This is a genomic window from Methylobacterium sp. 285MFTsu5.1, from assembly GCF_000383455.1.
Lineage (GTDB): Bacteria > Pseudomonadota > Alphaproteobacteria > Rhizobiales > Beijerinckiaceae > Methylobacterium.
Genome location: NZ_KB911270.1, coordinates 365,591 through 386,627, shown reverse-complemented (window position 1 = coordinate 386,627; position 21,037 = coordinate 365,591). Strand labels below are relative to the sequence as shown.

19 protein-coding genes are annotated in these 21,037 nt (G+C 71.8%); 15 read left to right on the top strand and 4 right to left on the bottom strand.

Annotation, left to right across the window (positions count from 1 at the left end; genetic code table 11):
• Positions 1-12: 12 nt before the first annotated feature.
• The 12 genes from H288_RS0101910 (at position 13) to H288_RS0101855 (ending at position 14,547) form a co-directional block, all read left to right on the top strand.
• Positions 13-690 (top strand): response regulator transcription factor, encoded by a 678-nt coding sequence (locus H288_RS0101910; RefSeq protein ID WP_012321897.1) that lies wholly within the window; start codon positions 13-15, stop codon positions 688-690.
• Complete coding sequence (locus H288_RS0101905; protein WP_020090900.1) at positions 687-1,847, top strand: PrpF domain-containing protein; 1,161 nt, start codon at positions 687-689, stop codon at positions 1,845-1,847. The genes H288_RS0101910 and H288_RS0101905 overlap by 4 nt, the downstream gene beginning before the upstream one ends.
• Before the next feature lie 15 nt (positions 1,848-1,862).
• Positions 1,863-3,281 (top strand): sensor histidine kinase, encoded by a 1,419-nt coding sequence (locus H288_RS0101900; RefSeq protein ID WP_020090899.1) that lies wholly within the window; start codon positions 1,863-1,865, stop codon positions 3,279-3,281.
• A gap of 219 nt (positions 3,282-3,500) precedes the next feature.
• Positions 3,501-4,988 carry a c-type cytochrome biogenesis protein CcmI gene (gene ccmI, locus H288_RS0101895; protein ID WP_020090898.1) on the top strand — a complete coding sequence of 496 codons (1,488 nt, stop codon included), beginning with the start codon at positions 3,501-3,503 and terminating at the stop codon, positions 4,986-4,988.
• A 214-nt stretch (positions 4,989-5,202) separates the two neighbouring features.
• Positions 5,203-5,715, top strand: a complete 513-nt coding sequence (ccmE, locus tag H288_RS0101890; RefSeq protein ID WP_020090897.1) for a cytochrome c maturation protein CcmE — start codon at positions 5,203-5,205, stop codon at positions 5,713-5,715.
• A 10-nt stretch (positions 5,716-5,725) separates the two neighbouring features.
• Entirely contained in the window at positions 5,726-7,726 is a 2,001-nt protein-coding gene (locus tag H288_RS0101885; protein ID WP_020090896.1) for a heme lyase CcmF/NrfE family subunit, read from the top strand.
• A complete protein-coding gene (locus tag H288_RS0101880; RefSeq protein ID WP_020090895.1) occupies positions 7,726-8,190 on the top strand; it encodes a cytochrome c-type biogenesis protein in 465 nt (154 codons plus the stop codon). Before H288_RS0101885 ends, H288_RS0101880 begins: the two co-directional genes overlap by 1 nt.
• Positions 8,191-8,286: 96 nt before the next feature.
• Positions 8,287-8,943 carry a glutathione S-transferase family protein gene (locus H288_RS0101875; RefSeq protein ID WP_020090894.1) on the top strand — a complete coding sequence of 219 codons (657 nt, stop codon included), beginning with the start codon at positions 8,287-8,289 and terminating at the stop codon, positions 8,941-8,943.
• Positions 8,944-9,342: 399 nt separating this feature from the next.
• On the top strand, positions 9,343-9,816 hold the full coding sequence (locus H288_RS0101870; protein ID WP_020090893.1) for a formate dehydrogenase subunit gamma: 474 nt from the start codon (positions 9,343-9,345) through the stop codon (positions 9,814-9,816).
• On the top strand, positions 9,813-11,372 hold the full coding sequence (locus tag H288_RS0101865; protein WP_020090892.1) for a formate dehydrogenase beta subunit: 1,560 nt from the start codon (positions 9,813-9,815) through the stop codon (positions 11,370-11,372). The genes H288_RS0101870 and H288_RS0101865 overlap by 4 nt, the downstream gene beginning before the upstream one ends.
• A 10-nt stretch (positions 11,373-11,382) precedes the next feature.
• A complete protein-coding gene (gene fdhF, locus H288_RS0101860) occupies positions 11,383-14,244 on the top strand; it encodes a formate dehydrogenase subunit alpha (RefSeq protein WP_020090891.1) in 2,862 nt (953 codons plus the stop codon).
• A 9-nt stretch (positions 14,245-14,253) separates the two neighbouring features.
• Positions 14,254-14,547 (top strand): formate dehydrogenase subunit delta, encoded by a 294-nt coding sequence (locus tag H288_RS0101855; protein WP_020090890.1) that lies wholly within the window; start codon positions 14,254-14,256, stop codon positions 14,545-14,547.
• A 352-nt stretch (positions 14,548-14,899) separates the two neighbouring features.
• Here the strand turns inward: H288_RS0101855 and H288_RS0101850 are convergent, their stop codons facing one another.
• Both H288_RS0101850 and H288_RS0101845 read right to left on the bottom strand, forming a co-directional pair.
• The gene (locus tag H288_RS0101850) at positions 14,900-15,562 is read right to left on the bottom strand and encodes a 3-oxoacid CoA-transferase subunit B (RefSeq protein WP_020090889.1); all 663 of its coding nucleotides are present in this window, start codon (positions 15,560-15,562) and stop codon (positions 14,900-14,902) included.
• Between the two features lie 24 nt (positions 15,563-15,586).
• Positions 15,587-16,327 carry a CoA transferase subunit A gene (locus H288_RS0101845; RefSeq protein ID WP_020090888.1) on the bottom strand — a complete coding sequence of 247 codons (741 nt, stop codon included), beginning with the start codon at positions 16,325-16,327 and terminating at the stop codon, positions 15,587-15,589.
• A 304-nt stretch (positions 16,328-16,631) separates the two neighbouring features.
• Between H288_RS0101845 and H288_RS0101840 the strand changes: the two genes are divergently transcribed.
• The gene (locus H288_RS0101840) at positions 16,632-18,467 is read left to right on the top strand and encodes an AsmA-like C-terminal region-containing protein (protein WP_020090887.1); all 1,836 of its coding nucleotides are present in this window, start codon (positions 16,632-16,634) and stop codon (positions 18,465-18,467) included.
• Between the two features lie 67 nt (positions 18,468-18,534).
• Positions 18,535-19,314, top strand: coding sequence for a DUF1499 domain-containing protein (locus H288_RS0101835; protein WP_026604580.1), 780 nt, complete (start codon positions 18,535-18,537; stop codon positions 19,312-19,314).
• 13 nt (positions 19,315-19,327) lie between these two features.
• On the opposite strand, the gene H288_RS0101830 is transcribed toward H288_RS0101835, so the two are convergent.
• Positions 19,328-20,248, bottom strand: coding sequence for an MBL fold metallo-hydrolase (locus H288_RS0101830; RefSeq protein WP_020090885.1), 921 nt, complete (start codon positions 20,246-20,248; stop codon positions 19,328-19,330).
• A gap of 227 nt (positions 20,249-20,475) precedes the next feature.
• Positions 20,476-20,652, bottom strand: a complete 177-nt coding sequence (locus tag H288_RS35520; protein ID WP_020090884.1) for a hypothetical protein — start codon at positions 20,650-20,652, stop codon at positions 20,476-20,478.
• Positions 20,653-20,857: 205 nt separating this feature from the next.
• Here H288_RS35520 and H288_RS33710 point away from each other — a divergent pair, with 205 nt between their 5' ends.
• Entirely contained in the window at positions 20,858-21,034 is a 177-nt protein-coding gene (locus tag H288_RS33710; protein WP_007568853.1) for a DUF1328 domain-containing protein, read from the top strand.
• Positions 21,035-21,037: the final 3 nt, after the last annotated feature.

The following is a 21,037-nucleotide window of genomic DNA, read 5'->3' as shown; positions in this document are numbered from 1 at the left end:
GGGGAGTGAGCCGTGCGTCTGCTGGTCGTGGAGGATGACAAGGACATCAACCGGCAGGTCGTGGCCGCGCTGGAGGAGGCCGGCTACGTCGCCGACAAGGCCTATGACGGCGAGGAGGGCGGCTATCTCGGCGAGAGCGAGCCCTACGACGCCATCATCCTCGACATGGGCCTGCCCAAGGCCGACGGCGTCACCGTGCTGCAGAAGTGGCGCCGGGCCGGCGTGAAGACCCCGGTGATCATCCTCACGGCCCGGGACCGCTGGTCCGACAAGGTCGACGGCTTCGACGCCGGCGCCGACGACTATGTCACCAAGCCCTTCCACATGGAGGAGCTGATGGCCCGGGTGCGCGCCCTGCTGCGCCGCGCCGCCGGCCACGCCACCAGCCAGATCGCCTGCGGGCCGGTGACCCTCGACACCCGCTCCGGCAAGGTCTTCGTCGACGGCGCCCAGGTGAAGCTGACGAGCCACGAGTACCGGCTGCTCTCCTACCTGATGCACCATACCGGCCGGGTCGTGTCCCGCGCCGAACTCACCGAGCACCTCTACGACCAGGATTTCGACCGCGACTCGAACACGATCGAGGTGTTCGTGGGCCGCCTGCGCAAGAAGCTCGCGGTGGACTTGATCCAGACAGTCCGCGGCCTCGGCTACCTCGTGGACCCCAACCAGCCGCCGGCGCGGATGTGAGCGCGGCCGCGCGTTCCGGCACGCTGCCGGCCGTCTTCATGCGCGGCGGCACCAGCAAGGCGCTGATGCTGCACCGCCGGGACGTGCCGGGGGATCTCGCCGCCTGGGAGCCGGCCTTCCTCTCCGCCATGGACAGCCCCGACCCGTTCGGGCGGCAGCTCAACGGCATGGGCGGGGGCGTCTCGTCGGTCTCGAAGATCTGCGTGGTGGAGCGCTCCGCGCGGCCGGACGCCGACATCGACTACACCTTCGTGCAGGTCGTGGTCCGGGACGGCCGCATCGACCTCTCGGGCAATTGCGGCAACATGCTCGCCGCCGTGGGGCCGTTCGCGGTCGACGAGGGGCTCGTCGACGTCCCGGACGGCCCGGTGCGGCTGCGGATCTTCAACACCAACACGCGCAAGCTGATCGTGGCGGGCTTCGCGGCCGCGGGCGGCCGCAGCGTCTACCGCGGCGACCTCGCGATCCCCGGCGTCACCGGCACGGGCGCGCCGATCCAGCTCGACTTCCTGGATCCGGGCGGCGCCACGACCGGCCGGCTGCTCCCGACCGGCGCCGTCCGTCAGTGGCTCGACGTGCCGGGCCTCGGCGCGATCGAGGCCTCGCTGATCGACGCCGCCAATGCCTGCGTGTTCGTCCGCGCCGCCGATCTCGGCCTCGCCGGCACCGAGCTGCCCGCCGCCCTGGAGGCCGTGCCGGGCCTCCTCGACCGGCTGGCGCGGATCCGCCGGGCCGGCTCCGTGGCGATGGGCATCGCGCCCGATCTCGAGGCGGCGGCGCGCGTCGTCCACGTGCCCTTCGTCGGCCTCGTGGCGCCGCCGCAGGATTCCGGCAGCCTCTCCGGCGCCACGATCCGCGCCGCCGAGACCGACCTGACCGCCCGGGTCATCTCGAACGGCGTGCCGCACCAGGCGCTGCCGCTCACCGCCACCCTGTGCCTCGCGGTCGCCGCCCGGCTCGAAGGCAGCCTCGTCCACGAGGCCGCCCGCCCCACCGAAGCGGTCCTGCGGGTCGGCATGCCGTCGGGCATCCTCACCGCCGACGCCGCCGTGACCCGCGGGGCCGACGGCTGGCGGGCCGAGCGCGGCGCCTTCTTCCGCACGGCGCGCCCGCTGATGCGCGGCGCGGTGTTCTACGATGCGCCGCCGCCCGTCTGAGCGACCGACGCATCCATGATCGACCTCATCGGCCTCTTCTCCCTGCGCCGCCGCTCCATCGCGGTGCGGCTCGCCGTGTCGGCGTTCCTCTCGAGCTCCGCGATCCTGCTGATCGCGGCCTGGATCCTCACGACCCTCTACCGCGAGAACACCGAGCGCTCCTTCGACAGCCGGCTCCTCGTCTTCGCCAACAATCTCGCCACCGACCTCGTCTCGCCCAACGACCCCGAGAGCCGGACCTTCTCGCTCGGCGACCCGCGCTTCGACCTGCCCCTGTCCGGCTGGTACTGGCAGGTCGGCAAGCCCGACGCGAAGCCGCGCGACGTGCGCACCTCGCGCTCCCTCGTAGGCGTGCCGCTGCCGGCCGCGACCGATTCCGACGGGAAAGTCGGGGTCGGGCAGATCCGCCAGGGCTACGGCAAGGGGCAGGACGGACGCCTCCTGCGCATCATGGAGCGCGACGTCGATCTCGGCGAGGAGGGCCGCTACACGGTCCGGGTCGCGGGCCCCGCCGACGAGATCGTCAACGACGTCGACCGGTTCCGGAACTCGCTGACCATCACCTTCGGCCTGCTCGGCCTGTCGCTTGCGATCACCACGCTGCTGCAGATCCGCTTCGGCCTCGCGCCCCTCAAGAAGATGCGCGCCGCGCTCGGTGCCGTCCGCCGGGGCGAGGCCGACCGGATCACCGGCACCTATCCCCGCGACATCGCGCCGCTCACCGGCGAGGTGAACCTCCTGATCGAGACCAACCGCGAGATCCTGGAGCGCGCCCGCACCCAGGTGGGCAACCTCGCCCACGCCCTGAAGACGCCGCTCTCGATCATCGTCAACGAGGTCGGGGCCTCGGACGCCCCCGAGGAGCTCGCGCAGAAGATCCGCGAGCAGGCCGCGGTGATGCGCGATCAGGTCAACTACCACCTCGACCGGGCCCGCGCCGCGGCGCTCGCCGGCACGCTCGGCACCTCCACGGAGGTCGAGCCGGCGCTCGCCGGCCTCGTGCGCACCTTCGGGAAGATCTACCGAGACAAGGACATCGCCTACGACGTCCACGTCCCGCCGGGCCTGCGCTTCCGCGGCGAGCGCCAGGATTTCGAGGAGATGGTCGGCAACCTCGTCGACAACGCGTCCAAGTGGGCCCACGGGCGGGTGGCGATCCGGGCCGAGGCGGTGAGCAAGGACGATTATCCCCACCTCGTCGTCGCCATCGAGGATGACGGTCCGGGCCTGCCGCCGGAGGCCCGGCAGGCCGTGCTCGGCCGGGGGCGCCGCCTCGACGAATCGAAGCCCGGCTCGGGACTCGGCCTGTCGATCGTGGCCGACCTCGCCGCCCTGTACCGGGGGCGCTTCACCCTGGAGCAGGCGGCGCTCGGCGGCCTGCGCGCGGTGCTGGAGGTGCCGGGGGACCTGCCGGTCGGCACGGCCGCCCACTGAGGTCGTCGGCCGCGCCCGGGCAAATCCGGGCACGTCCGGCCGCGTCCGGGTACGGGCCGGGAGGCGGCGCGCGGCCTCATGGCTCCCGCCCGGGGCCTTGTCATCGCAACAGAGTTGCGTGACACCGAGCCGCCGCCGGGAGGCGTCGTGGCATCACGCCGCCGGCTCCACAGGGCGTGGGGAGGGGCGGGCCGGTGCGGCCCGTTGGCGATAAGGTCCATGACGGCGATCTGGTTCATCCTGGCGGCCATGACCGCGGCGGCCGTGCTCGGCCTGCTCTGGCCGATGTCGCGGCGCGCCGCCGTGCCGACCGGCGAGGCCGGCGGCAGCGGGCTCGCCACCGAGACGGCGTTCTACGAGGATCAGATCGCCGAGATCGACCGCGACCTCGAGCGCGGCCTGATCGCCCCCGACGAGGCCGAGACCGCCAAGGCCGAGGCGGCGCGCCGCCTGCTCCGGTCGAGCCGCGAGGCGCAGCGCGAGGCCGAGGATTCCGGCATCGCCGAGGCCGCGCGCCCGGCCGAGCCGCGCCTGCGCCGCCGGCGCGCCGCCTCGGCCTTCGCGCTCTCCACCATCCCGCTCGTGGCGCTGATCGCCTACGGGCTCTACGGCTCGCCCGAGGTGCCGGCGCAGACCGAGGCCGACCGGCAGGCCGCCCGCGGCGGCGCCGACGAGCTGATGAAGGCGGTCGGGCAGATCGAGGCGCGCCTCGCCCGGGACCCGAACGATGCCCGCGGCTGGGCCGTGCTCGCCCCGGTCTACATGCGCACCGGCCGATTCGACGACGCCGCCCGCGCCTACGGCCACCTCGCGCGGATCAAGGGCGAGACCGCCGACCTCCTGGCCGACCAGGGCGAGGCGCTCACGGCGGCCGGCGACGGCACCGTGTCGCCCGAGGCCAAGGCGCTGTTCGAGAAGGCGCAGGCCAAGGAGCCGAACGCGCCCAAGCCGCGCTTCTACCTCGCCCGCGCGGCCGAGCAGGCCGGCGACACCGGCGAGGCGATCCGCCAGCTCACCGAGCTCGAGGCCAGCAGCCCGCCGAACGCCCCGTGGCTCGGGATCGTCAAGCAGAGCCTCGCCCGCCTCAAGGGCGAGCCGCCCCCGCCCGCGACGCTCCAGGCCGCCCCCGAGATCCCGGCCGAGCAGCAGGCGGCGATTCGTGGCATGGTCGACGGGCTCGACGCCCGCCTCAAGACCGGCGGCGGCACCCCCGACGAGTGGCTGCGGCTCGTCCGGTCCCGGATGGTCCTCGGCGAGCGCGCGCAGGCGACCGACGCCCTGGCCCGCGCGCGCACGGCCCTCGCGGGCGACCCGCAGGGTCTCGCCCAGGTCGAGCAGGGCGCCCGCGCCGTGGGTCTCGGCGCCGAGGGCGCGGCGCCCGCGCCGGCCGAATCGGGCCGGGCGGGACCGGGCGTCCAGGCCGAGAAGGAGGCCGCGATGGCGGCCGTGCGCGCCATGCCGCAGGCGGAGCAGCAGGCGGCGATTCGCGGGATGGTCGAGGGACTCGACCGGCGCCTCGCCGCGCGGGGCGGCACGCCGGACGAGTGGATGCGGCTCGTGCGCTCCTACAGCGCGCTGGGCGAGCGCGACCAGGCGGTGAAGGCCCTCGACCGCGCCCGCATGGCGCTGGCCGCCAACAGCGAGGCGGTGGCGCGGCTCGACGGTCTCGCCCGGGAGCTGGAGCTCCCCGCCAAGCCGAACCCCTGACGCACCGAACCCCTGACGCACCGAACCCCTGGCGCGCCCGTTCCCCGGCGCCACGAAATCGCGAGCCCACCTCCGCGGAGCGGCCCGTACGACAATCGGTCCCGACGCCCGCCCTTGACCCGCGGGCGCCTGGAGCCGACACCCTCAAGACTAGAATGAGAACGGTTCCGGTCGAGGCGGGTCTCCGCGCGCCGGACCGCGGGGTGGAAGTATCGTGACGCGTAAGAAACGCCGCCTGATCCTGATCGCCGCCTGCGGCAGCGTCCTGGCGCTCGCCGTGGGGCTGATGCTGTACGCCATGAGCGGCTCGATCGTGTTCTTCCGCTCGCCCACCGACATCGCCAAGCAGGCCATCGCCCCGGGCACGCGCCTGCGGCTCGGCGGGCTGGTGAAGGACGGCTCGCTCAGGCGCGGCCCCGACCAGACGGTCGATTTCGCCGTCACCGACACGAACGAGACCGTCGAGGTCCACTACAAGGGCCTGCTGCCGGACCTGTTCCGGGAAGGGCAGGGCGTGGTCGCCGAGGGCGTGCTGGAGCCGGGCGGGCAGTTCCGCGCCGACACGGTGCTGGCCAAGCACGACGAATCCTACATGCCCCGCGAGGTGGCCGACGCGCTGAAGGCGCAGGGGCGCTGGCAGGAGGGCGGCCCGAACAAGGGCGGCCCGGCGCCGAAGCCCGCCACCGCGGCGGCGGACAGCACCCTCGGTCCCCGCAGCGAGCGGTGAGGGAACCCGCATGATCGTCGAGACCGGCCACTTCGCCCTCGCGCTCGCGCTGGCGATCTCCCTCGTCCAGGTGGTGATGCCGATCTGGGCCGCCCGCTCGGGCGATCCGGCCCTGCGCCAGACCGCCTCGCAGGCGGCGCTCGGCGCCTTCGCCTGCGTGCTCTTCGCCTTCGCGGCGCTCACCTACGCGCACGTCACCTCGGACTTCTCGGTCCAGAACGTCGTCGAGAACTCGCACACGCAGAAGCCGCTGATCTACAAGATCTCCGGCGTCTGGGGGAACCACGAGGGCTCGATGCTCCTCTGGGTCCTGATCCTCACCCTGTTCGGCGCCTGCGTGGCGGCGGCCAAGAATTCGGTGCCGCCGCGGCTGCGGGCCAACACCCTGGCCGTGCAGGGGCTGATCACCTTCGTGTTCGTGCTGTTCATCATCACGACCTCGAACCCGTTCACCCGGGTGATCCCGGCTCCGCTCGAGGGCAACGACCTCAACCCGCTGCTGCAGGATCCGGGTCTCGCGGTCCACCCGCCACTGCTCTACGTCGGCTATGTCGGCTTCTCGATCAGCTTCGCCTTCGCGGTGGCCGCGCTGATCGACGGGCGGATCGACGCCGTCTGGGCGCGGGCGGTGCGGCCCTGGACCCTCGCCGCGTGGTGCTTCCTGACGCTCGGGATCGCGATGGGCTCCTACTGGGCCTACTACGAGCTCGGCTGGGGCGGCTGGTGGTTCTGGGACCCAGTGGAGAACGCCTCCCTGATGCCGTGGATCGCCGGCACGGCGCTGCTGCACTCCACCGTGGTGATGGAGAAGCGCGACGCCCTGAAGGTCTGGACTGTGCTGCTCGCCATCCTGACCTTCTCGCTCTCGCTGATCGGCACCTTCCTGGTCCGCTCGGGCGTGATCACCTCGGTGCATTCCTTCGCCACCGACCCGACCCGCGGCGTCTTCATCCTGGCGATCCTGATCCTGTTCATCGGCGGCTCGCTGACGCTGTTCGCGTGGCGGGCGCCGCTGCTGCGGCAGGGGGGCTTGTTCGCGCCGATCTCCCGCGAGGGCTCGCTCGTCCTCAACAACCTGTTCCTGGTGGCGGCCTGCGCCACCGTGCTGGTCGGCACGCTCTACCCGCTGGTGCTCGAGATGCTGACGGGCGAGAAGATCACGGTCGGTCCGCCCTTCTTCAATTCCACCTTCGTGCCGCTGGCGATCCCGCTGCTGCTGATCGTGCCCATGGGGCAGGCGCTGGCCTGGAAGCGCGGCGACGTGCTCGCCGCCGCCCAGCGCCTGTTCGCCGCGCTGGCGGTCGCCCTGGTGGTCGGCTTCGCGGTGCTGGCGCTGACCTGGGGCGGGCCGGTGCTGGCGCCGGTCGGGATCGGCCTCGGCGCCTACCTGCTGATCGGGTCCGCCCTGGAGATCGTCACCCGCGCCCGCGGCTACGGGGCGAGCCGCGCCCGGTCCCTCGGACAGATCGGCCGCCGCGCCGTCGGCCTGCCGCGCTCGGCCTGGGGCACCGCCATCGCCCATGCCGGGGTCGGCGTGGTGGTGCTGGGCATCGCCGCGCAGGGCTGGGCCACCGAGGGGCTGGCGACCCTCAAGCCCGGGGAGAGCCTGGCGACGGGGCCCTACGTGGCGACCCTGGACCGGGTCGCGCCGCGCAAGGGACCGAACTACGAAGAGGCCGCCGCCTACCTGACGATCCGCACCCGCGGGGGCGACGAGGTCGGGAAGGTCGAGACCGGCAAGCGCTTCTACCCGAGCCGCAAGATGGCCGTGACGGAATCGGGGCTGCTGACCAACGGTGTCAGCCAGGTCTACGCGAGCCTCGGGGAGATCGGGCAGGACGGCGGCGTCGGCCTGCGCCTCTACTACAAGCCGCTGGTCCTGCTGATCTGGCTCGGGGCGGTGGTGATGGCGCTGGGCGGCGGCCTGTCGCTCACGGACCGGCGGATGCGCGTGGGCGTCCCCGCCAAGGCGAAGGCGCGGCCGCTCCCGGTCGCGGTGCCGGCCGAGTGATGGCGCGCCGTTCGCTCCGCCCGGCGCTGGCCGCGCTCGCCCTGCTGGCGTCACTGCCGGCCCTGGCGGTGCAGCCCGACGAGGTGCTGAAGGATCCCGCGCTGGAGCACCGCGCCCGGGAGATCTCGGCCGAACTGCGCTGCCTCGTCTGCCAGAACCAGTCCATCGACGATTCCGACGCGCCGCTCGCCAAGGACCTGCGCCTGATCGTCCGCGAGCGGCTGGAGAAGGGCGACAGCGACACGGCGGTGCTCGACTACGTCGTGGCCCGCTACGGCGAGTTCGTGCTGCTGCGCCCGGTCTTCGCGCTGCACACCCTGCTGCTGTGGCTGACCCCGGTGCTCGCGGTGCTGCTCGGCGGGCTCGGCATCTGGCGTCTCGCCCGCCGCCGCCCGCCCGCGCCGGCCCGGAACCTGTCGGCCGCCGAGCAGGCGGAGGTCGCGGCGCTGCTGCGACGGGAGTAGAATCGCCGCCGGAAGCGATTCGCCCGCCCCGTTCGGCACGAGTCTTGGATCGGGCCTCGCAGACCGCACGATCGGCGACGCGCCCGGGGCAGGACGATGACGGCCGCTACGCTCACCATCTCGAGCCGCAACTACTCCTCGTGGTCCCTGCGGGGCTGGCTGATCTGCCGGATGGCCGGGCTCGACTTCCGGACGGAGGTCCTGTCCGGCACCGACGCCACCACCCGGGCGGAGCTGCTGCACCTGTCGCCCTCGTTCCTGGTGCCCCGCCTGCGCCACGGCGACGTGGTCGTCTGGGACACGCTGGCGATCGCCGAGTATCTCGCCGAGACCTTCCCGGAGGCCGGCTTCCTGCCCGGCAACGTGGCGGAGCGCGCCCATTGCCGGTCGATCTCGGGGGAGATGCATTCCGGCTTCGTCAATCTGCGCTCGGCGCTGCCGATGAACCTGCGCGCCTTCCACCCCGATTTCCGCGTGTTCAACGGTGCCAAGGCCGATATCGAGCGCATCGTCACGATCTTCGACGATTGCCTGGACCGCTACGAGGGGCCGTACCTGTTCGGCGCGCGGCCGTGCCTCGCCGACGCGATGTTCGCCCCGGTCTGCACCCGCTTCCGCACCTACGACGTCGCGCTGCCGCCCCGCGCCGCCGCCTACCGCGACACGATCCTGCACTGGCCGCTGATGGTCGAGTGGGCGGAAGCCGCCGCCGATGAGCCGGACGAGATCGAGGAACTCGAGATGGAGTTCTGACGCGGCCGAGGCTGCCGTCTTGGAGCCCGCCACCGTCCTTGCGAGCGGAGCGAAGCAATACAGTCGCGCCACGCTTGCCGAGGTCGCGCTGCCCTGGATTGCTTCGCTCCGCTCGCAAGGACGGAGTGTTCTAACCGGACGTTCCGGGCCCGACGTGGCGGAATGCAATTTCTTGCAAAGCACAAATTTATGTTGCGACGCAAGCGACAAATCCTGACTGCGGATCGGATCTGAAAAATCGCGCTGCGGCAACAGGTTAACGAACTGGCTCCGCTCCTCGGGCCTGCGCGTTACAGCTCGACAAACGTCCTTTGTCGCCCGACCGGACAGCGCGATTGATGCCATTCGGCATTTCTGTTCCTCTTCGCATTAGAACAGGAACAGACTGGGCTGGAAACCATGGCGCGTCACGAGCCCTGGAGCGCGGAGCGCGCATCCAAGATCATCGCCGAGCACACCCATCTCGAGGGGGCCACGCTGCCGATCCTGCACGCGCTGCAGGAAACCTTCGGCTACGTGGATTCCGGTGCCGTGCCGCTGATCGCGGACGCGCTGAACCTGTCGCGCGCCGAAGTCCACGGCTGCATCACCTTCTACCACGACTTCCGGGCGCACCCCGCCGGCCGCCACGAGGTGAAGCTGTGCCGGGCCGAGGCCTGCCAGGCCATGGGCTCGGACAAGCTGCACCGCGAGATCCTGGGCCGCCTCGGCTGCGGCTGGCACGAGACCACCGCCGACGGCAGCGCCACGGTCGAGCCGGTCTACTGCCTCGGCCTCTGCGCCAACGGCCCCGCCGCGCTGGTGGACGGTGAGCCCGTCGCGCACCTGACCGCCGACGCCCTCGAAGCTGCCCTGACGGAGGTGCGCCAGTGAGCGTCACGCTCTACGTTCCGCGCGACGCCGTCGCCCTCGGGCTCGGCGCCAACAAGGTTGCCCGCGCCCTCTTCGCCGGCGCCGAGCGCCGCGGCCTGGACGTCACCATCGTCCGCACCGGCTCCCGCGGCCTGTTCTGGCTGGAGCCGATGGTTGAGGTCGGCACCCCCGAGGGGCGCGTCGCCTACGGGCCGGTGACGGTCAAGGACGTCGATGCCCTGCTGGATGCCGGCCTGACCGCGGGCGGCGACCACGCCCTGCGCCTCGGCGATCCGGAGAAGATCCCCTACCTCGCCCGGCAGCAGCGCCTGACCTTCCACCGCTGCGGCGTGGTCGACCCGGTCTCCGTGGACGATTACCGGGCCCATGGCGGCTACCGCGGCCTCGAGGCCGCCCTGAAGCTCGATGCCGAAGGCATCGTGGCGGCGGTGCGCGATTCCGGCCTGCGCGGCCGGGGCGGTGCCGGCTTCCCGGCCGGCATCAAGTGGAACACCGTGATGCTCGCCAAGGCGGACCAGAAATACGTGGTCTGCAACGCCGACGAGGGCGATTCCGGGACCTTCGCCGACCGGATGATGATGGAGGGCGACCCCTTCAACCTCATCGAGGGCATGACCATCGCGGGCGTCGCGACCGGCGCCACCCGCGGTTACATCTACCTCCGCTCCGAGTACCCGCAGGCCTTCGCCACCCTGAAGGAGGCGATCGCCAACGGCGTGACGGCCGGCGTGCTCGGCGACGACATCCTGGGCTCCGGCAAGAGCTTCCACCTGGAAGTGCGCCTCGGCGCCGGCGCCTATATCTGCGGCGAGGAGACCTCGCTGCTGGAGAGCCTGGAGGGCAAGCGCGGCATCGTGCGGGCGAAGCCGCCGATCCCGGCGCTCAAGGGCTTCCTGGGCAAGCCGACGCTGGTCAACAACGTCATGACCTTCACGGCCGTGCCGTGGATCCTGGAGAACGGCGCCAGGGCCTACGCCGATTACGGCATGGGGCGGTCGCTCGGCACCCTGCCGATCCAGCTTGCCGGCAACGTCAAGCACGGCGGCCTGATCGAGATGGCCTTCGGCATCACTCTCCGGCAGGTGATCGAGGATTTCGGCGGCGGCACCCGTTCGGGCCGGCCGGTCCGGGCCGTGCAGGTCGGCGGGCCGCTCGGGGCCTACTTCCCCGACCATCTCCTCGACACGCCCCTCGACTACGAGGCGATGGCGGCCAAGAAGGGCCTCGTCGGCCACGGCGGCATCGTGGTGTTCGACGACACCGTCGACATGGCCTCCCAGGCTCGCTTCGCCTTCGAGTTCTGCGCCACCGAGTCGTGCGGCAAGTGCACCCCCTGCCGCATCGGCGCGACCCGCGGCGTCGAGACCATGGACAAGGTGATCGCCGGCATCCGGCCGGACGCGAATCTCAAGCTGGTCGAGGACCTCTGCGAGGTCATGACCGACGGGTCGCTCTGCGCCATGGGCGGGCTGACGCCCATGCCGGTGATGAGCGCGATCACCCATTTCCCCGAGGATTTCAGGCGCGCCGGCGATCTGCCGGCCGCGGCCGAGTGAGGAGACGTCGATGGGCCTGATCAAGGAGATCGACTACGGCACGCCGATCCGCGTCAGCGAGCAGACGGTGACGCTGACGATCGACGGCATGTCGGTGACGGTGCCGGCCGGCACCTCGGTGATGGCGGCGGCGATGCAGGCCGGCACCCAGATCCCGAAGCTCTGCGCCACAGACTCGCTGGAGCCGTTCGGCTCCTGCCGCCTCTGTCTCGTGGAGATCGAGGGCCGGCGCGGCACCCCGGCCTCCTGCACGACCCCGGCCGAGAACGGCATGGTGGTGCACACGCAGAACGAGAAGCTCGCCAAGCTCCGCAAGGGCGTGATGGAGCTCTACATCTCCGACCACCCCCTCGACTGCCTGACCTGCGCGGCGAACGGCGACTGCGAGCTGCAGACCCAGGCGGGCGTCGTCGGCCTGCGCGACGTGCGCTACGGCTACGAGGGCGACAACCACGTCCGGCCGAGCTCCGAGAAGTACCTGCCGAAGGACGAGTCGAACCCGTACTTCACCTACGACCCGTCGAAGTGCATCGTCTGCAACCGCTGCGTCCGGGCGTGCGAAGAGGTGCAGGGCACCTTCGCGCTGACCATCGCGGGCCGCGGCTTCGACAGCCGCGTGGCCGCCGGCCCGACCAATTTCTTCGAGTCCGAGTGCGTTTCCTGCGGCGCCTGCGTCCAGGCCTGCCCGACCGCGACGCTCCAGGAAAAGTCGATCCACGAGTTCGGCCAGCCCGAGCACGCGGAGGTCACGACCTGCGCGTATTGCGGCGTCGGCTGCTCGTTCAAGGCCGAGATGCAGGGCGAGCGCGTCGTCCGCATGGTCCCCTACAAGGGCGGCAAGGCCAACGAGGGCCATAGCTGCGTGAAGGGCCGCTTCGCCTACGGCTACGCCACCCACAAGGACCGCATCACCAAGCCGATGATCCGCGAGAAGATCACGGATCCGTGGCGCGAAGTGTCCTGGGAGGAAGCGATCGACCGGGCGGCGAGCGAGTTCAAGCGCATCCAGGCGAAATACGGAAAAGATTCGGTCGGCGGCATCACCTCGTCGCGCTGCACCAACGAGGAAGCTTACCTCGTCCAGAAGCTGGTGCGCGCCGCCTTCGGCAACAACAACGTCGATACCTGCGCCCGCGTCTGCCACTCGCCGACCGGCTACGGCCTGATGTCGACGCTCGGCACCTCGGCCGGCACCCAGGACTTCAAGTCGGTCGAGAAGTCCGACGTGATCTTGGTGATCGGCGCCAACCCGACCGACGGCCACCCGGTCTTCGGCTCGCGCATGAAGAAGCGGCTGCGCGAGGGCGCCAAGCTGATCGTCGCCGATCCGCGCAAGATCGACCTCGTGAAGTCGCCCCACATCAAGGCGGACTTCCACCTGCCGCTGAAGCCCGGCTCCAACGTCGCCTTCATCAACTCGCTGGCGCACGTGATCGTCACCGAGGGGCTGATCGACGAGGCCTATGTCCGCGAGCGCTGCGACCTCGCCGAGTTCGAGTCCTGGGCCCGGTTCATCGCCGACGAGCGCCACTCCCCGGAGAACCAGCAGTCCTTCACCGGCCTCGACCCCGAGCAGGTCCGCGGGGCGGCCCGGCTCTACGCCAAGGGCGGCGCGGCCGGCATCTACTACGGGCTGGGCGTCACCGAGCACAGCCAGGGCTCGACGATGGTCATGGGCATGGCCAACATCGCCATGGCCACCGGCAACATCGGCAAGCTCGGCGCCGGCGTGAACCCGCTGCGCGGCCAGAACAACGTGCAGGGCTCCTGCGACATGGGCTCGTTCCCGCACGAGCTGACGGGCTACCGCCACGTCTCGGACGACGCCACCCGCGAGAGCTTCGAGGCCCTCTGGGGCGCCAAGCTCGACAACGCGCCGGGCCTGCGCATCACCAACATGCTGGACGAGGCCGTCGAGGGCACGTTCAAGGGCATGTACATCCAGGGTGAGGACATCGCCCAGTCGGATCCCGACACGCACCACGTGACCTCGGGCCTGATGGCGATGGAGTGCATCGTCGTCCAGGACCTGTTCCTGAACGAGACCGCCAAGTACGCCCACGTCTTCCTGCCGGGCGCCTCGTTCCTGGAGAAGGACGGGACCTTCACCAACGCCGAGCGCCGCATCTCGCGGGTCCGCAAGGTCATGGCCCCGATGGGCGGCTACGGCGACTGGGAGGGCACGGTGCTGCTCTCCAATGCCCTCGGCTACCCCATGAACTACAATCACCCGTCCGAGATCATGGACGAGATCGCCTCGCTCACCCCGAGCTTCACCGGTGTGTCCTACGCCAAGCTCGACGAGCTCGGCTCGGTGCAGTGGCCCTGCAACGAGAAGGCGCCGCTCGGCACGCCGATGATGCACGTGGACCGGTTCGTCCGCGGCAAGGGCCGGTTCATGATCACCGAGTTCGTGGCCACCGAGGAGCGGACGGGGGCGAAGTTCCCGCTGATCCTGACCACGGGCCGGATCCTGTCCCAGTACAATGTCGGCGCGCAGACCCGGCGCACCGAGAACTCGCGCTGGCACGAGGAGGACGTGCTGGAGATCCACCCGTTCGACGCGGAGCTGCGCGGCATCGTGGACGGCGACCTCGTCGCCCTGGAGAGCCGCTCCGGCGACATCGCCCTGAAGGCCAAGGTCTCCGAGCGGATGCAGCCCGGTGTGGTCTACACGACCTTCCACCACGCCAAGACCGGCGCCAACGTCATCACCACCGACTACTCGGACTGGGCGACCAACTGCCCCGAGTACAAGGTGACGGCGGTGCAGGTCCGGCGGACCAACCGGCCCTCCGACTGGCAGGCGAAGTTCTACGAGGAGGACTTCTCCCTGACCCGGATCGCCCAGACCCTCGACGCGGCAGAGTAAGAGTATCCGATGAGCGCCGTGACGCAGGCGGACAAGCTCGTCCGCATGGCCAACCAGATCGCGACCTTCTTCCGGTCCTACCCGGAGGAGGAGGCGGTGGCCGGGATCCAGAAGCACATCAAGGCGTTCTGGACGCCCAAGATGATCGCGCATCTCGAGGCCGCCCTGCCGGAGCAGGGCGACCGGGTCGACGGCTACGTGCGGCGGGCGCTGCAGGGCGAGGAACCGGCGGCCGACAGCCCGGTGCGACCCGCGACCCGGGATCCGCAACTCGCGGGCGCGGGCGCCAGCGACGCGGGCTGAGCCGCCCGAGGCCGGGCGGGACCCACAGCCCGCGCCACGCCTGGCCGGCACGCAGTCACGCGAAGCACCCCTGTCCCGACTGGGAGCGGGGGTGCTTCGCGTTCGATGCGGTTTCCGGGTCACCGACCGGTTCCGCCGTCCTCGCGAGCGGAGCGAAGCAATCCAGCAGCGCCCCGCTCTGCACGATGGCGCGACCCTGGGTCACTTCGCTGCGCTCGCGACGACGGAGCGCGCCGTCTGAACCGAAAACCGCCTGAGCCGATGTGGAAAGGCGTTGGGCGGCGGCACCGCGGGACGGTCGGGTGCCCGGCCGTCTCCCGCCCGGCGACGCCGGCCGCCGGGCCCCGAGGCGTCAGTTCTTCAGGGCGACGGTGAAATCGGCCTCGGTCTTGCCGCGGATCTCGTCCTCGGTGACGCCGTCGCCGAGCTCGATGAGCCTCATGCCGCCGTCGCCCTTCTTGTCGATCTCGAACACGCCGAGATCGGTGATCACCAGGTCGACCACCTGCGTGCCGGTGAGCGGCAGGTCGCAGGCCTTGAGCAGCTTCGGGCTCTCGGTGCCGTCCTTGTTCTTGGCGACGTGCTCCATCACCACGACCACGCGCTTCACGCCGGCCACGAGGTCCATGGCGCCGCCCATCCCCTTCACCATCTTGCCGGGGATCATCCAGTTGGCGAGGTCGCCGTTGCCGGCCACCTGCATGGCGCCGAGGATCGACAGGTTGATGTGCCCGCCGCGGATCATCCCGAAGGAATCCGCCGAGGAGAAGTAGCTCGTCGTCGGCAGAGCGGTGATCGTCTGCTTGCCGGCGTTGATCAGGTCCGGGTCCTCCTCACCCTCGTAGGGGAAGGGGCCCATGCCCAGCATGCCGTTCTCCGACTGGAGCTGCACCGACATGCCCTCGGGGATGTAGTTCGACACCAGCGTCGGGATGCCGATGCCGAGGTTCACGTAGAAGCCGTCCTCCAGCTCCTTGGCGGCGCGCGCCGCCATCTGCTCGCGGGTCCAGGCCATCGTTCTCGCTCCCTTCCCGTCCGATCAGTGCGTGCCGCCGCCGGCCGCCGCGGCCGGGGTGCTGTCGCCGCGCTTGCGCGTGGTGCGCTGCTCGATGCGCTTGTCGCGCTGCCCGACGTCGATGATGCGCTTCACGAAGATGCCGGGCGTGTGGATCGTGTCCGGATCGATCTCGCCCGGCTTCACGAGGTGCTCGACTTGCGCCACGGTCATCTTGGCGGCGGTGGCCATCATCGGGTTGAAGTTGCGCGCGGTCATCCGGTAGCGCAGGTTCCCCTCGGTGTCGCCCGTGTGGGCGTGGACCAGGGCGAGGTCGGCGAACAGGCCGCGCTCCATGACGTATTGCTCGCCGTCGAACTCGCGGACTTCCTTGCCCTCGGCGACCTTGGTGCCGACGCCGGTCTTGGTGAAGAAGGCCGGGATGCCGGCGCCGCCGGCGCGGATCCGCTCGGCCAGCGTGCCCTGCGGGTTGAACTCGATCTCCAGCTCACCGCCGAGGTACTGCCGGGCGAACTCCTTGTTCTCGCCCACGTAGGACGAGATCATCTTGGCGACCTGGCGGGTGTCCAGGAGCTTGCCGAGACCGACCCCGTCGATGCCGGCATTGTTCGACACGACGGTGAGGCCCTTGACGCCGGAGAGGCGCACCGCCTCGATCAGCTCGTCGGGGATGCCGCAGAGGCCGAAGCCGCCGCACATTACCATCATGTCGTCGCGCAGGAGGCCGGCCAGGGCCGCGGCGGCATCCGTGTAGACCTTCTTCATCGAACCGTCCTTTTCCCGCCGGACCCGACCGGCCGAAACCTCGGGACGCGCGTGTCCTCGCGCCTGCTCTTCCCGATTCCGCGCGCGAAATCCAGTGGTGCACCGCACCGGCCGGCGCGGTCCCGGGCGATCCGTAACCGGCACTGCGCTGGGGAGGGCAGGGCGGCCCTGCGCGGGCGCGGCAGACAAAACCGGCCGGGGACGCTAAGTTGCCCACTCGACGTGCAGACCCTGCCGGGCCGTGGCAGCCGGAGGGGCCGGCGCGGCGCCCGGCTTCCGGCCACAGCCGCCGCCCTCTCGGAGCATGATGTCGCTGCGCCGCCCGATCTTCATCCTCGCTCTCGGGAGCCTGATCGCGGCCGGCCTCGGCCTGCGCGACTGGCCCCTGGAGGATGGCCGGGCCACGGCCTTCGCCCGCCGCGCCTTCGACGCCTACGGACTCGGGCTGACGCTGCGGGGGCCCGCGCGCCTCGCGGTGCTGCCCTGGCCGCGCCTGACCCTCGACCGCGTCCGGCTCGCTGCCGGTTCCGACGGCCCGGTCCTAGCGGATGAGGGCCGTCTGACCATCGATCTCGACCCGCTGAGCCTCCTCGGCGGTCGCGCCGCGGTGAGCGGCCTCCGCCTGGAGGGCGCGCGGCTGTCGGACGACCCCGCCGGCTGGGACGCCCCCCTCGCGCGCCTCGCCGAGCAGGCCCGGTCCGGCGAGACGGCCCGGCCGCGCCGGATCGTCGTGCGCGACGCGCGCCTCGCCGCCGGCGACACGGCCCGGGACATCGACCTCGACATCGCGTGGCCGCTCTGGGGCAAGGCCGCCGAGGGCCGCGCCAGCCTCATCTGGCGCGGCGTTCCGACCCGGATCGCCCTCAGCCACCTGCGTCCGGCCGAGATGGCCCAGCGCCGCGGGAGCCCGTTCACCGTGGAAATCACGTGGCCGGACGGCCGCCTCGCGGCGGACGGAACGGTGGCGCCGCCGGCGGAGGGGAGCGCGCTGCCCGTCATGTCCGGGCAGGTCCGGTTCGAGACGCGATCCCTGCCGGAGAGCTTGGCCTGGATCGGCCGCGATATGCCGCTGGCGCCGCTCGCCGGCGCCTTCTCGGTCGACGGCCGGTTCGAGACGGGCGAGCGGTCCGTCTCGTGGCCGAGCCTGCGCATCGGCCTGGGTCAGAACGTGCTCGAGGGGGCCGGCGCCGTCGCGTTCGGGCCCGGCAAGGCGCCGCGCCTCTCGGTGCAGGCGACCCTGGCGGCCGAGACGCTCGATCTCATGCCTCTCGTCGCGGATGTGTCGCGGCTCCTCGACCCCGCGCCCGCGTCGATCGCCCTGGCGTCCTTCACGCGCGGCGACCTCGACCTGCGCCTGTCGGCGGCCGAGGGGCGCGCCGGCGCCGTCCGGGTGCAGGATCTGGCGGCGAGCGTCCTGGTGCGGGAGGCCGCCCTGGAGGTCGCGGTGAACCGGGCCCGGATCCAGGACGGCACGTTCAAGGGGCGCGTCAATCTGACGAGCGGGTCCGATCCGGCCGCGACCGAACTGCGCACGCAGGGAAGCCTCGACCGCGTCGACCTCGGCGCGCTGCTCGGCGAGATCGGCGCGGCCCGCTGGGTGGTGGGGCCCGTGCAGGGGCATTTCGCCCTCGAATCCAGGGCCCGGGACACGGTCGGATTGCTGGCGCACCTGAATGGCCGGGCCACGCTCGCCATGGACGGTGGTGCCATCGCGGGCCTCGACCTCGCCGACGTCATCCACCGCAACGGCGCGGTGGCGTCCGGCGCCCTGGCGCGCCGCAACGGCCGGACGGCCTTCGAGCGGGCCGTGGTGACGCTGCGCTTCGCCGACGGCGTGGGCGAGATCGCCGAGTCGGGTCTCCTGGGGCCGAGCGTCGGGGCGACCCTGCACGGCCAAGTCTCGCTGCCGGAGCGTCGGCTCGATGCCAAGGGCGACCTCGTCCTGCGTCCGCCCGGCGATTCCTCCCGCGGGATCCTGTTCGCGGTGACTGGGCCCTGGAGCGCCCTGACGGCTCAGACGGTCGCGCACAGCGAGATCCCCGACCCGGTCGGCCGGTACGGGGGCGCGATGCTCCCCGACCCGCTCAAACTGCCCGCCACGCTCGGCCTGCCCGGCAACGCCCGCGCGTACGCGCCGTGACCGCGGCGCCATGGCGCCGGCTCCGGCCAAGCTCTAAGATCGGGCCTCGAACGCCTTCATGATCCCCATGCGCCGCCTGCTCATCGAGGAACCCGTGACCCGCGCGGGGCCGCTGGCCCGGCGGCTCGCCGTGTTCTCCGTCATCGCCACCGGGATCGCCCTGGTCCTCGTCCGGGATCCGCGCTCCGACACGGACGCCGCCCTCGTGGCGCTCGTGGCCGGGCTCGGCGTCGCGCTGCTGGCGGCTGCGGCCGCGATCTTCGCCTTCGTGCGGGTCTGGCGCGAGGGCGCCCGCGGTCTCGGGGCCGCCCTCGCCGGATTGATCCTGGCGCTGGCGGTTCTCGGCTACCCCGCCTTCCTGGGCCTGCGCGGCCTGCGTCTTCCCGCCCTCTCGGACATCACCACCGACATCGACAATCCGCCGGCCTTCTCGCGCTCGCGGGCGGCCTTCGCGGCCCGCGGCGGGCGCTACCCGGCGGACCCGAGCCCGGCTGCGCGCGAGAGCCAGCGCGGCGCCTACCCGCAGATCGCGCCGCTGACCCTCGATATCGGCGCCGACGAGGCCTTCGAACTCGCCCGGCAGGCTGCCCTGAAGCGGCACTGGCAGATCGTCGAGGCGATCCGGCCGGGCGGCCGGACCGGGAACGGCCGGATCGAGGCCGTGGCGCGGGGGCTGGTCCTCAACCTGCCGGACGATGTCACCGTGCGCATCCGCCCCCGCGCCGACGGGGCGCGGATCGACGTGCGCTCGGCCTCGCGGCTCGGCGGCCGCGATTTCGGCAGCAATGCCGACCGGATCCGGGCCTATCTCGACGACGTCGCCAACCTCGCTCTCGCGGTGAAGTGAGCCGCCGCGCCTCTCAGGCCGGCGCGTAGGTGCCGTCGAGGCGGGGGGCGCCGTCGCAGGACGCGAGCCCACGTCCGACCAGATCCTCCAGGTGGGCGAAGACCGACAGCGCCGCCGCGCCGCGGAGCCGGGGATCGAGCCCCTGGTAGATCGCAGCGACGATGTCGGCGATCCGCCCGTCGCCGGCGGCCAGCCGCGCGCGGATCGCCGCCTCGCGCTGGCGGCGATGCCCGGCGAGCCCGCGGAGGAACCGGGCGGGCTCGCGCACCGGTCCGCCATGGCCCGGCCAGTAGACCGTCTCGTCGCGCCCGCGCAGCTTGTCGAGGGAGTCCATGTAGGCCCGCATCGCGCCGTCGGGCGGCGCCACGATCGTGGTCGACCACGCCATGACGTGGTCGCCCGAGAACAGCACCCGCGCCTCCGGCAGCGCGAAGGCGAGATGGTTCATCGTGTGCCCGGGGGTCTCGACGGCCACGAGGGTCCAGCCCGGGCCGGACACGGCGTCGCCCTCCACCATGATCCGTTCCGGCGCGTGCGCCCGGTCGGCGCTCGCGTCGAGCATCGGGGTCTCCGCTTCCGACAGGGCCCGCGCGGCCCTGTGCGGCGCGCATCCGACGATCGGCGCGCCGGTGCGCGCGGCGAGCAGCCTTGCTCCGGGCGAGTGATCCCGATGGGTGTGGGTGACCACGATGGCCTCGACCCGCTCGGTGCCGAGATCCCGAAGCAGCGCCTCGACATGGGCCGGATCGTCCGGGCCCGGATCGATCACCGCGACGCGATCCTGGCCCACCACGTAGGTGCAGGTGCCGCTCGCCGTGAACGGGCCTCCGTTCGGCGCGACCCGCCGGCGGATCAGTGGCGCGACCCGGTCCAGCCGGCCGGCCGGAGGCATCGACGGATCGAAGGTCAGGGTGGTCTCGTCGGTGTCCGCCATCGCGATCCCGTGCGATCGATACGGCGGTTCCTTGGACGGTTCGCGGCCGCGTGGCAATCGCCCTCAAGGCCTAGGGGATGCGAGGCCGCGGTGCGAGGCATTCTGGGGTGGCGGCAGGACCTGCCCGCTGTCCTGCCGGTGATCCTGACGCAGGGGTGATGCTGTCCGGCGCCTGTGAGGGACGCGGACGGGGTCGCGTCCGCTCCGGGGTCGCGCGCGTCCCGCGATCAATCCTGCCGGCGCGGTCCGCGTGCGCGCACGCGGACCGGTACGGGCGCCGGTGCCGGCATGAGACCGAGCGCGGCCGCGCGCAGGGCGTCGCCGGCCCTGTCGACGATCTCGGTCACCCGCGCCGCCATCGCGGCGGCCTTCGATCGAACGGCACTCTTGGCAGATTGCAGCATCGCAAATCCCGGATCGAGCCTTAAGACCTATCTTCGAACGCTAGCGCCCCTGTCTCGTTCCGTCACCCCATGTCGCGGCCGGCGCTCGCGCCCGCGGGGACTCACAGGACTTCGCGATGGGGGCGGAACCGGAGCGAAACCTTGGCGTTTTCGTGTTCAGAACGACGCGGCCCGCCCGCGTTGGTACTTTCTAAGGATACGAACCATGCTCGGTTGGGCCGTAACTTTTCTCGTCGTCGCTCTCGTGGCCGCTCTGCTTGGGTTCGGCGGCATCGCCGGCACCGCCATGGAGGCGGCCAAGCTGGTCTTCTTCGTAGCGATCGTCCTGTTCGCCATCTCGGCCGTCGTCGGCCTGATGCGGGGCCGTTCGCCGACACTTTGACCG